The organism is Bradyrhizobium sp. PRIMUS42, from assembly GCF_023006515.1.
GTDB lineage: Bacteria > Pseudomonadota > Alphaproteobacteria > Rhizobiales > Xanthobacteraceae > Bradyrhizobium.
Genome location: NZ_JALBGZ010000001.1, coordinates 111,570 through 124,299 on the forward strand (window position 1 = coordinate 111,570; position 12,730 = coordinate 124,299).

Consider the following 12,730-nt stretch of genomic DNA (forward strand, 5'->3'; position numbering starts at 1 on the left):
CTCCAAGTACATTTCCGAGCTTGTTACTTGGTTGGCGCAATCCGGCGCAACGTCCTGAGCGTCCAGGCGAAAGAACGTTCGTGCTTCTGCCAAATGCACCGAGAAGTTCTACGAGATCGTCTCGTCCTTTTCCTGCGACACCGCCCGAAGACCGCTCCGCGATGGTGAACTCGTTTCCCGCAGACAGGATGGATGTTGTCGGACGATTTGTTGCTGGTGCGTACTTTACGTCAGCGAAAGTCTCGAAGGCACTACGCTTTCCAGGTTTCCAAGCCATGCACGAGACCGCGTATGGTGATAACATGGAAATGGTCGAACCGATCATAGCGTCGCGGCCCCTGATTCGTGGAGCGCTGAAATAGATGGAAGGGGACGCTCCCTCGCCTCCCCTTGCATGTTCAAGCGTCGTCTACAATTTTAATTCGTCTGGCCTGGTTTCGAACGACGTGAGCGGCGTGGAACGAGCCGCCCCCGTCTTCAGCCGAGGATCACGTCGCAGGGGCCGCCGTGACGGTCTTCCACGATCACTCGGAGCTGCCGCCCCGCAGTCGCTTGCCGCGATTGGCTCGCCTTGACTGACGCCTTTGCCTGCAGCTCTTCAAAATCGAGTATCGGTACTTTTGCCGTCTGCAATGCGGCAATCAGATCACATCGACGCGGATTAATGCAAACCCCAACGTCCGTCGCAATCGCGTCAATATGCCGACCTCGCGTGACGCTGCAGCCGACCTTATCTACCACCTTGGCAAAACCGCCCCCGGTCAGGGCCGTCGTCACAATCGCCAATTGGCAGCCTTCGGCAGTATCCGGATGGCCGCCTGGCCCACCTAGAACGCGCCCGTCTCCTGCCAGAGCCACGTTGACATCAAAATCGCGGTCGATCTCGATCGCACCCATTAGCATAACCGACAGACGGTTTACCAAAGCGTTGGGATTATTGGGGTTTGCATAATTGTCGGCGCTCATTGGGACGTGATTCCAATCGGAGTTCGACGAGGCAATTGCAGCAGCATCGAAGCTTTGCACATCATAGATGTAATCGACCGCTCCGGCACGCAGCAGGCGCACATGCTCGCCCGTAATTCCACCCGATATGAAGGCTCCGCGGGACTTGCGAGCCAGCAGCTCCGTAGCCACGGCGCTGGCAGCTGCAAGTGAGAATCCGCCAGCTCCGGTTTGGAAGCTGAAACCGTCGGTCAACAAACCTGAAGCCGCTACAATGGCTGCAACGTTTGAGGAAACCTTGACACTTTCCGGCGTTGCAGCGGGGCGCGTTGACCCCGAAGCTATGCCTGCCACGTCGCCAACGAGTGGCACCTCAACAACGTGATCAACCTGGTGGGCCGCTATTTCGAAAGGCATCGGACATGGCTCGCAGGTTGCTGCCGCTACGACAACGACTTTACGCGCGGCTTGCGCATCGACCATCGCGTAGCCGAGAGGGCCACAAGGGCAAGGACCGAATCGCCCTGTCGCAGCACCCTCGGTCGTGGCAAGAGAGGCGCCGATAAACGCCGCGTCAATTTGCAGCTGGCCGGACAGAATCGCCCGCGCCCTACCACCATGCGACTGAAGAATGAGTGGGGAAGTCAACTTCCCCCGCATTACAGCTTCCGCTACCGGACCAGCTATGTAGTCTGTTACGATCCCTCTGATAACTCCTCGCTCCATCAGATCCGTCATCATCGTATTGTTTGGAAAGATCGAGCTTGCCGCCACGCGTATGTCGCGGAGACCCAACCGATCGATTTCGGCAAGGACTCGGTTCATGACGTGGTCGCCATTCCGATAATGGTGATGGAATGAAATCGTGCTGCCATCGCGGAGGTTGGAGGCCCGTATCGCCGCTTCGAGAGAGCCAATGATCTTCCGGCCGCCACCCACGTCGCGCGTGACAGAGCCGTTGCAACCAGCTCCGCCGAGAGTGCTGGCCAAGGCGGCGCTGGCCTCGCCGTAATCAAAGTTCATTGGGCCCTCCAAGGAATTTCTGGATCAACTATTCAGCGACCGTGATCCTGACCGCGAGCTCCTCGCGCAGCGCAGGGCCATGACTGACAAGTTCGGGAACAGCGCCAAACTACTTGCCTTCGCCGCGCTCGCGATTTCCAGGCGCGAGCAGATCAACGAGTTCGCCATCAACTTCCACGTGGATATAAGCATTTGCGGATGCACAAGCAGATCTTCGCGCTCTGAATAGTGGCCGAACGCAATGCGCGCCGTCGCAGGGCGGTCCACGAACTCGTCAGCAGAATTGCCGGACAAATCGCACACGAATTCTTCCTCCTGCCTTCGAGAGCAGGCCACTTCTAGTGCTTTCCGCAACGGCGATGTCAAGATGGGTGCTACTGGCCCTGCCTATCGGGGCCTCATACGGAGCCATAGGAAAACCCAATAGCACCTCAAGCATAAAACTATTTGCCCACGTGTCAGAGATAGGTCGCTGATGGGGGCGCCCAGTAGCAAGGAAAGTCAGGGGACGTGGATACCGAGGGCCACATCGAAGACACGGCTATAGCCTGTTACCGACCCGATCACATCGTTGAAAGCCTCCGACGCCGCTACAGGAAATCTCCAGCTTTCGTGCTGAGTCCTAGCGGCCCATGAGCACCAGCATGGTCGACCTCCTCGATTCCACTCCGTTCGGACATCTGATGTGTCCGCGCGCAGGAGACGCTGGGACAGCTATCGGGCCTAGTCAAGCAATATTCAGACCAAACAAATTCCAACCGACGCCCGAGGTGCATTGACCCCTTGCTGGCATCCACCAAATGGTGGATCGCCTTACGCTCGACCCACAGAATCCGACGATTATGGTCACCGAGACGCCGATTGCCACCAGACCCGCGAGGACTGAGAATTAGTGGATCGACCTTTGGCTGACGGCCGCGTCGAAATCATCGTCCTGTCTCGTAGGGAGGCTGAATTGGAACACGGCGCCACGCGGCTCATTCGCAGTCACCCACAGCCGACCTCCATGTGCCTCGATGATTGAACGGCAAATAGCCAAGCCCATTCCCATTCCCTCTGGCTTGGTGGTGTAAAAAGCATCGAACACGTGGTCCATGATTGTCGGTTCCAGGCCCGGTCCGGTATCTCGCACGCACACGGTCACGCACTCGCACGCATCATTTGAAGTGCTAATCGCTAGTTCTCTCTTGCCCTCAGCTAGACAACCCATCGCGTCCACGGCGTTCATTATAAGATTGAGAACCACCTGTTGCAGTTGGACGCGATCGCCTTCGACGAGCGGCAACTCTGGCATAAGGTCAGTCTGAAGCGATAGATTGCGTTTTAACATTTCGCTCCGGGTCAAAGCAATCACATCAAGGACGGTATTGTTGACGTCGATGCTATCTTTCCGAGGCGGTGCATTCTTCACAAGAGAACGTATCCTGCTAACGACTTCTGCGGCGCGCTCTCCATCGTCTACGATCAGATCTAGCGACTGACGGGCCTTCTGAATGCGCGGCGGATCTGCATTGAGCCAGCGCAAACCCGCCTGGGCATTCATTACTACCGCAGCAATGGGCTGGTTAACTTCGTGGGCGATCGAAGCCGTCAGCTGCCCCATGGTTGCGACGCGATTGGAGTGAGCGAGTTCCGCCTGCGCTGAGCGCAAAGCCTCGGATGCCAATGCATGATCTGTGAGGTCGCGGATAGTGATAAGAATGGCTTCGACTTGGTCCGACTTGGGCCTCAAAGGCGAATAGCTCACCGAGAGATACCGTTGGCCCTGAGGGTACGTAAACCACTCTGTTAACCCCACTTCTTCTCCCTCGAAGCATCGATCGTATCTGGGCTTGAGTGTTTTCTCGAAAAATTCTCTCCCAACCACATCAGCCACGTGCATTCGCACGAGATCCTTGGCGGTCAATCCCAACATCCGCTCGTAGACTGGATTAACACGCTGGTACCGATAATCTTGCCCGATGACACAGATTCCGTCGGGCGAACGCTCAAAGATTAGTTGGGTCAGTTGCTCGGCCCGTCTTCGATCGGTAACGTCCTGGACGGCCCCGAACATGCTGACAGGCCGACCCGAGGCATCGCGTGTCAAATCGCCCTGACTGTGGACGAAACGTATCTCTCCATCTGGACGAATTACGCGATAGTCCAGGTTATAGCGGGAGCCACCGCGCAGCGCCTCTCTGACGGCCGAGCGCCAGATTGCGCGGTCTTCCGGGTGCAGTCGCTCGATCAACTCGTCGGGCGTGATGATGTCTGCTCGCGGCATGAGGCCGAATATACGATACGTTTCATCCGAAAGGGTGACCCGACCCGTTCTAAGGTCGCGCTCCCAGTAGCCGACGTGGGCTACGCGTTCTGCCTTCTCGAAGTTGGCCGCTCTCTGCCGAAGATCTTCTAGCGTCTCTTTGAGCCGACCGGTCACTAGGGCGCGAAGTTGCGCAAGCAGACTGGGGCCGTCTCGATCGCAACCACCAAACAATTTGTGGCTCTCTCGCTCAGCAAGCGCTTGACTTGTTCGCGACTGAGGCTGTCGCAATAGGCGACCGATCGTCTCAGCAACAGGCTGCCGCAGCATCTTCGCCCCCTTTGCCATAGCACGCTCTCTGCCTGCCTGCGCTTGGTAGCGCCATCGCGGCGGCCATAAGATCCGGCCTACCACCGGCGCCCCGTTTATCGTTCTCCTGAACCTGCATGACCGAACCTCCGGCTCCCACAAGAGAATTCGGATCAAGGGAGAGAGGACGCAGATAACTGCTTGGCTGTTCAGGAATGAAGCGCAGGCCCAAGGCCACCACTGCCAGCGCAATGCGAACAAGCAAGGATTGCGCAGCTGAACTCCGAAAACTTCTGATTTGGCCAGGCTTCATCGCAAGCGCCCCCGGCTCTAGCGGCGTACGCCATTAGAGCATGCTACACCGATATCGGCAATTCGCCTTTTTGTTCCAGCCTTCCGGCTGACGTTCGCCCCAGCGTCGCGGTCGCACGAGCATTGAAGATCATCGAGCCGGATTTGAAAAATCCGCAGACCAAGGCAGTGGGAACTCGCCTCCGCGGAGCCAACGCGAAATCGTCAGGCTGAGTGTCCCCTTGCAGCACTATCGGCTCGCTCTCCCTCCGCTACCATCGTTCGCCCAGTGGGCCCAGTTCTTACGCAATCACGATGAACTCGACCTTGGACGTTTGACGGTTGAAGAGCGTGAAGAAGTCTATGCTGCCTTCGCTCCAGCTCGACACATGCAACTTTACGGACGCGGAATTCGCCGCCGGCCCGCATGCATCCTTGGAAATGATCGCCGGCGTATCGAACTGGCATTCAGCCTGCTCTTCAGCGTTCCTGGCACACCGGTCATCTATACGGAGACGAGCTTGGAATGGGTGACGATCTTGCTCTTCCTGAGCGATGGCCGGTGCGAACGTGCATGCAATGGACCGATGATGAAAGTGGTGGATTTTCTTCTCGACTCACGGCTCGACTGCTTCACCATATAGTCCATGACGAGGAGTACGCACCGGCCAGAGTCAATGCCGTCGCTCAGCAGCGAGATCCGGACTCGCTCTTCAATTGGCTGCGGCGCCTGGTCGAAATCCGCCAGTCTTGCCCGGAAATCGGGTGGGGCGATTTGAGTTTGCCGCAAAGCGATCATCCCACTGTTCTAGTCCAACAATTCGTGTGGGACGGCCGATCGGTGCTCGTATTGCACAACTTGTCGCAAGCAAAGTGCAATGTGCATGTCACGGATCTTCTGGAGGGACCTAAGCTGATCGATGTCTTCGGTAATCGCGTTTACTCATCAAAGGCCCACGTGGATGCTGCGATTGAACTTGATGGCTACGGTTATCGTTGGTTTCGAATGGAGTGATGGGGCACTTGCCTCATGGAGGCGGCTTTCTCCGGGTAGCTTTCCTCGAACCCGCCTGGTTCAAATGCAGACCGAGGCACACAGGGTCCATTTGGAGTAATTCGATGAAGATTGCCCAGATTGCTCCCTTGGCCGAAAGCGTCCCGCCAAAGCTCTATGGCGGTACAGAACGAGTTGTTGCTTGGCTCGTCGTTCGTCGAGCTTGGGCAATGAGGTCACGTTATTCGCAAGCGGCGATTCCAGAACCCAGGCTAGACTTTTTCCCGTCTGGCCCAGAGCCCTTCGCCTTGGGCGACCACGCTCAGACCCGAATGCGGCTTTGGCTGCCCAGCTGGAAGCAGTATCCAATTGCGCGAACCAATTCGACGTTATTCACGCGCACATCGACTGGCTACATCTGCCCATGCACTGTCGAGCGGGTAAGCCATTCATCACGACAATGCACTGTCGGCTGGATCTCCCCGGATTGCCGGCCGTGATCACCAAGTTTCCAGAGGCTTGTTTCGTATCTATCTCAGATAGTCAGCGCCTCCCGCTCGCAAGCGCAAATTGGTCTGGGGACGGTGTATCACGGTCTGCCCATCGATCAGTTCCACGCCTCATTTGCTCCCGGATCATACCTGGCCTTTCTTGGACGCTTGACCGCCGACAAAGGACCCGAAGACGCAATGCGCATTGCGCTCGCAGCAAGAATGCCGCTTCGGATCTCTGCCAAAGTCCCTCGCGCTGAAAGTGGGTATTTCAGAGAGAAGATTGAGGCCCAAATCGACGGCAAGCAAATCCAGCTCGTCGGTGAGGTAGATGACGACTCGAAACAGCCGTTCCTTGCAGGGGCCGCTGCTTTGCTCTTCCCGATCAGGTGGCCTGAACCGTTTGGACTGGTGATGATCGAGGCGATGGCCTGCGGAACGCCGGTCATAGCCTACGGGTCCGGCTCGGTGCCCGAGGTCATAGAGGAAGGCGTGACCGGCTTCATCGTCAAGAACGAGAACGAAGCAGCTGAAGCTGTGGCGCAGCTTGAGCAAATCGATCGTAGGCGCGTCCGCGCGCGTTTCGAAGAGCGCTTCACGGCGGAGCGAATGGCACGGGATTACCTGCGCCACTATCGCGGCCTCCTGGCGCGGTAAATTGCAGCATCGTTGATGGTGGGCGCACTATCGCGCTAAGAGGCCCACTTTCGGCCTGAACATCCTTTTTGTTAGGAGCTGTCTCCTCCCGGGATGCACATCGGACCCGAAGGCACTTCTGGTCAGCCCCGGCGATCTTCGGGGGAGGCTAAAGCCCGTGGACACCGCTCCTCCGCTCGATACCGTCGCAGACCTCGTTGCCGCTCACGCTGCGAGTACCCCCGCAAAGACCGCGCGGACATTCGTGGATGTGACGGCTGACGGCGCTTATCGAGCCGATGAACGTTCCTACGCGCAATTGGAGCGAAACGGCGCGGCGCCTGGCCACGCCCGGCCATCGGCAGCGACCGGGGCGGGAGGGATCGAACCTCCGAATGGCGGAATCAAAATCCGCTTGATTATTCAATGATTTCAATTCGCGTTTGGAAAAAACACCGGAAATCACCTCCAGCAATCTCAATAGGTTGGCAGTCATTTCCAAACGAGAAGCAGCTCTCGCAGGAGGAACAGTCCTGGGCAAAAGGCTGCGCGAATTGGCCAGGTTGAGCACGCAGCGTGGTCGGCGGCACCCGACATCTACGTGTCACGCCACGAGCAATTCGCGGCCTCAGGATTCCGAATCCGCTGTTCTGCATTGCCGCGACGGTTGGATTGTCTTCGAACGGGGGGGTACTTTCCCAAAAGCCCAGTTTGGCCCATTGATTGACCTCGTGCATTCAGCGCTCACGCTCACGCATTCTTGCGCGTTCACCAGTCTGAGCTATTCGGATCTCCTTATCTCCTTCCGATGAATGACGATCTCGAACCGGTTCCATGACTGTTGCCCGCGAAAACGAATGCCCGTTCTCCAAATGCTGGGCGATGCGCTCCTTGGCGAAAGCCATAATGTTCTGGCGAGCATTCTTATCGTTCGGCAGAGCGCGTTCGACAAGCTTGTTGATGACGGCGATCTGGGATTGGGCCGCGAGCAGGTCGGAATCTTGCGCGGCCGCCGGTCGCTCTGCACGGCGTTCCTCCACCGTCACACTCCACCTGTTGCGCCACATCTGTCGGCGTTCAATGCTAGCTTTTCCTGTGGCGGCGTCTATGGATTTGATTGCCCTGATGACGGGTTCGACGCCATCCCTGCGCAAAGAGATGCGGTCGCCAGGCCTGCCACCGCTATTTGCAACGTCCGTTTCAAGGCCGACGCCCCACACTTGATGTCGCCGGCCATCCTCCAGTTCGATGGCTACATAGGTAGACGGCTCGGCGTCGGCGCGGTTGCGGTAGGGGCCATAACCGACCTCCATCAGACGTCCGGAAACGCCCTTGTCGTAATCGAGCCTATCCGCCTGCTGTGGCTTGTCGGAGGCCGAGCGAGCCTCTGCATCGTTGGTCCGGGCCTGGGCTCGATCCCATGCGACTCGTCGGTCAGCGAGCGCCTGGCGATCAAGCTCGCTTGGCTGATAGCCTTTCACATCCACCCCGCGCGCGCTAGCCTCGAGCCAGGCCTCGCGTCGGAACTCGACAGAACCACGGACGTGAAGTGCCTCCCACTGGCGATGTTGTGCCACGCTGACCATGTCCCGGATCACCTCGGTGGCAGCTAAGCGGGTGACCAGGCGATCGTCAGTGGCCTTGAACGCGAGGTACTCTTTCCGCTCATCGGCATAAAGCCGCGCTTCGCGGTCGGATCCATCCTTTTGAAATTCACTGGCAACCACGTAATATTTCCGACGGATGCGGTCTGGAAACGCACTATCGGTGACCTCCGCGGATGAAGGCTTGTTGGGGGCTGTCGCTATGGACTCGCCGTCCCCCTTGTCTCGGGCGGAAGCGCGCCCCGAGCGACGTTGCCGCTCCAGAATGAAATCCTCGCTGTCGTCACGCGTGTCGTTCATGCCGCTCACCCATCTGCCTGCGGCCAGTCCGCCGGGTCGGCGGAATGACCTGAGCGTCGATGTAGTTCAGGGTCCAGGCTTTCAGGTCGTCCTCAGAGAGTCCTTCGAGGTCGACGTCCACGTCCCCAAAATCGAAAGAGGCGTCGGCCGGAATTGTGGAGGGATCGGCCACCTCCTCGTCGGTCATCGGGCGGGACCGAAAGACCGCGCGAAGCTCAGCGACCTCGGAGCGAAGCTCCTTGATCTCGGCGTCAAGCACTGCGGTCGAGCGGCCTATCGGCAGCTTTGGGCCAGGAGCCGGCAGTAGACGTGACAGGAATGCCTTGTCTTCGTAATAGACGATCTTGTCGGCGACGACCGGGGGAAGGCCGGTGCCCAGGATGAAGGCCTTGGATCTTGGAAGAAGCTTCAGCTCCTGCGGCAGCATCAGGGCGCGCCGATGTTCAGAGACCGTCTCGCTGGTCGAGCGCATTGCCAGCCCTTTCGGTCCGCTGCGGCTCCGCGCTTTGACCGTATCGTAGCCGATGCGCTCGGAGAGTTCATTTGCGACGTCTTGTTCTTTGGGCGCGAACACCACCTCGACGGCATGGTTGGTCATGAAATTGCGGGCCGCGTCAATCCCGTAGATGGCGCGGAGTTGAGCCGGACTCTGAACAACCGTGAGCAGGCGGATGCCGTAGCCCGCGATGAACGCGACCGATCTCGCCAGCACATTGACATTGCCGAGGGCCGGAAATTCATCGAGCAACAGCAGCACCTTGCGATTGAGTTTGGGATTTTGTTCCGGCAATTCGCGGGTATTGAGATCAACCACTTGCTGAAAAAACAGATTCAGAAGCGGCGCCATGCGATCGAGATTGTCAGGGGTTACACCGAGATAGATCGACATTGGCCGTTGCCGGAGCTGCCGCAGATCAAAATCGTTGGCGGATGTGGCAGCATCGATGCGGGGATTGAGCCAAAGGCCGAGCCTCGCGGTCACGGTCTTTCGCACCGAGTTCATGGTGTTTTCGGAAGCTGCGAGGAAGTCGTTCAACGCCGTGATGCAGTGTCGCGACAGGGGCGAAGGGCCGGACTTTCGGGCGGCGATGAGTTTCTCGAAATGTGCCTTGAGGTCGGGCGCCGCAGACAGCTGGTGCAGGATCTCACCGATCGTCAACGGCAAGCCAGGCGTTTCCGCGACATAGCCGCCGATCGCGACAAAGGCCGAACGTGCGGCCTCGAACCAGAAGGGATCACCGCGACTTTCGGCCGGAAACAGCATGACCGCGATGCGCTGCAAATCGTCATAAAGGTCGGCGGGATCGCTGCGCACATAGCCCAGGGGATTGTAGCGCGCGGTGCGACCATTCTCGTCGAGCGGGTCGAACAGATAGACCTCCTGCCCATGGGCTGCCCGAAATCCGGCCGAGCGGTCCCAGTTCTCCTTCTTCACGTCCAGCACGACGACTGAATCCGGCCAATTGAGCAGGTTCGGAATGACGTAGCCGACCCCCTTGCCGGCCCTAGTCGGAGCGTAGACCAGGACGTGCTCCGATCCGCCGAAGCAGAGCAGTGCACCGTCCTTGCGGCCAAGCAGCACGCCTTCCTTGGATCGCAGGCCAGCGGCCTTGATCTCGCGCTCGGACGCGAAACGCGCGCTGCCGTGAAGCGGGAGAGGACGGTGCCGGAAGATAGCGCCGAGCAGGCCAAAGACCACAACCGTGCCGGCGAGAGTCGAGAGGGTCAGCCAGCGGTCGAAACGTGGGTCAGCGCCGTAGCGGGGCCAGCCGGTGGCGATCTCCGACCAGTGCAGGCCGCCATCGTGAAGCCTGAGCCCCAGTAGCAAAACATTGGAGGCGATGAATAGGAACAGCGCGGAAGCCGCGAGCGCGACCGCGATCGCTTGCGCCGTCCTAACGGAGGTGGTCGCGTTTGCGAACGGGGTCATAGTAGATCTCCGAAATGCGGTAGCGGCCGTCTCGCTTCTGCATCTGGATGACGACGTCGACGAGGAGCAGCAGCAGCGAGCGGATGTCGTCGCGATGGAGCTCGCGGCCTTCCGCGCTTTCCTTGACCAACAACGTCAGCTGCTCGAAGGCGAGCCGGGCGCTGTCGGCATGAACCGTTGTGATCGATCCTGGATGGCCGGAGTTCACATTTCTCAGATAGAAGAACGCCGTCCCGTCGCGCAGCTCCTGCAGCAGGATGCGATCCGGCCGCATCCGCAGGCAGGACTCGAGGAGTTCGCGAGGTCCAATTTTGGAGAGGCCCTGCCCGTCCTTGGCGTAGAGCAGCCGCACGCAATTCTGATGAGGAATGACAAGCTCCGCGGTGTCCTCGATGGTGATGAGCCGCTCTTGTGCCGGGATCGCCGCGATCAATGCCTTGGATAGCGTCGTCTTTCCCGAACCAGTCGCCCCCGAAATGATGATGTTGCGGCGAGTTTCGACGGCCAACTGGAGGAAGTCGCGCCAGGCGCCGGCCTCTTTCAGGGCCAGAAGCCGATGCTCGTCGGTAGTGAGTTCGTCGTTGGCGGCGCGGACTTCATCGAACAGTTTTGCCTGCTCAAAGGCGTCCAGTGTCATTGTCAAAGCCGACGGCTTGCGGATGGTGAGGCTGACTGTTCCTGTTGGCACCGCCGGCGGCACCACGATCTGGCAGCGCTCGTCGCCGATCAGGGTGGTCGACACCACCGGATGTTCTGGACCGATGTCCTGACGGGTGTGGCCGGCGGCCGCGGTCGCCAGGTGTGAAAGATAGGCATGCGTCAGAGCTGGCGCTTCGTGCCGGGTCCAGCCGCCGGGGCCTTCCACGAAAATCTCGCCGGGGCGGTTGACGACGATTTCGGTCAGGGATTTGTCTGCGAGATACGGCGCCAACGGCTCGAGATAGCGCGCCAGCACGAGGCGGCTGCCATCGCGTTCGATGGAGTGTACGGCGCTCATTTTGTCACCATGGCGGGAGCCGCGAGGCCCCCGGGGATGGTGCGGTCCAAGATTTGCGTGCGGGTCTCGACCCGCCGCAATCGATAGACCGAGGAGAAATCAACATCGCGAGCGACAAAGATGTTGACCAGTTCGCCCTGGTTCTTGTTCAGCGTCGGCGGAATGTTGATCGACTGCTCGACGGCGATTGCTGCGGCGCTGTTGGTGGCGCCGGTGGTGTTGTTGATCTGGATGGAGCTGTCCTGCAACTGCTGACGGCCGATCGATGAGGCATCATTGACGACCGACAACAGGAGCGCCGAGCCGAACCGTTCAAAGAAGTGGGTGTCGATGTCGCCGTCAAAACCGGCGCGGCCCAGCGCATCGGTCGCCGGCGAGGCCAGCGCTGCAATGACGCCGGTCGGCGTTTTGGCGCGAGTCCACAGTACGAACAGGCGTTTTGATCCGCGCCGCACATTGCCGCGATATTCGCCGACCACTTGTGTGCCCTTTTCCATCAGCACCACGTTGCCGGAATCCGACATCACGTCCCGCACGACGACGCAGGAAACGAAACCGGCCACGTCCGAGGACATCGCCGTCTCCAGCACGCACGGGATCGAGGTGCCCTGGGTAATGAGCAGGTTGCGGTTGGGAAGCCGCGCTGCGCGCACGCCCTCTATCGGGGTCGGCTTCAGCTTGTCGGCGAGGTCATTGCGCGGCTCGCCCCGCCCGAACCCATAGGGATCAGTGACGACACTTCCGGTCACGCTGTCGTGGGCCGGGCGTCCAGCGGAATTCGGCCTGTTATAGGCCAGCACGGGTGCGCGCCGGGCGCTCTCCAGAAGCTGGTCGGATGCGGGCGCCGGGGCGGGTGGAAGAGCCAGCCTGAGCCGCAGCTGATCGACCGCCGCGAGCAGGTGCTGGACTCCATGACCGCCTATCAGATCACCGAACTGATGGAAGGCGTGGTGCAGGCCGGTACG

General features: G+C 59.4%; 7 protein-coding genes and 1 pseudogene. 2 read left to right on the forward strand and 6 right to left on the reverse strand.

Going from position 1 to position 12,730, the window contains the following annotated elements; all coding sequences use genetic code 11:
• Positions 1-477: 477 nt before the first annotated feature.
• Positions 478-1,968: a citrate lyase subunit alpha gene (locus MOV75_RS00510; protein ID WP_247004469.1), complete on the reverse strand. Its 1,491-nt coding sequence runs from the start codon at positions 1,966-1,968 to the stop codon at positions 478-480.
• 889 nt (positions 1,969-2,857) lie between these two features.
• Positions 2,858-4,561, reverse strand: coding sequence for an ATP-binding protein (locus tag MOV75_RS00515; protein WP_247004471.1), 1,704 nt, complete (start codon positions 4,559-4,561; stop codon positions 2,858-2,860).
• A gap of 778 nt (positions 4,562-5,339) precedes the next feature.
• Here MOV75_RS00515 and MOV75_RS00520 point away from each other — a divergent pair.
• Together MOV75_RS00520 and MOV75_RS00525 are read left to right on the forward strand one after the other, a co-directional pair.
• Positions 5,340-5,828, forward strand: a complete 489-nt coding sequence (locus tag MOV75_RS00520; protein WP_247004473.1) for a hypothetical protein — start codon at positions 5,340-5,342, stop codon at positions 5,826-5,828.
• 104 nt (positions 5,829-5,932) lie between these two features.
• A pseudogene (locus tag MOV75_RS00525) lies at positions 5,933-6,955 on the forward strand (glycosyltransferase family 4 protein).
• Positions 6,956-7,671: 716 nt separating this feature from the next.
• Here the strand turns inward: MOV75_RS00525 and MOV75_RS00530 are convergent.
• The 4 genes from MOV75_RS00530 to virB10 form a co-directional block, all read right to left on the reverse strand.
• On the reverse strand, positions 7,672-8,838 hold the full coding sequence (locus MOV75_RS00530) for an LPD7 domain-containing protein (RefSeq protein ID WP_247004474.1): 1,167 nt from the start codon (positions 8,836-8,838) through the stop codon (positions 7,672-7,674).
• Positions 8,822-10,768 carry a type IV secretory system conjugative DNA transfer family protein gene (locus MOV75_RS00535; RefSeq protein ID WP_247004476.1) on the reverse strand — a complete coding sequence of 649 codons (1,947 nt, stop codon included), beginning with the start codon at positions 10,766-10,768 and terminating at the stop codon, positions 8,822-8,824. Before MOV75_RS00535 ends, MOV75_RS00530 begins: the two co-directional genes overlap by 17 nt.
• Complete coding sequence (virB11, locus tag MOV75_RS00540) at positions 10,734-11,765, reverse strand: P-type DNA transfer ATPase VirB11 (protein WP_247004479.1); 1,032 nt, start codon at positions 11,763-11,765, stop codon at positions 10,734-10,736. Before virB11 ends, MOV75_RS00535 begins: the two co-directional genes overlap by 35 nt.
• On the reverse strand, positions 11,762-12,730 hold a 969-nt coding region (gene virB10, locus MOV75_RS00545; RefSeq protein ID WP_247004481.1), incomplete at its 5' end, for a type IV secretion system protein VirB10. The genes virB10 and virB11, both read right to left, overlap by 4 nt.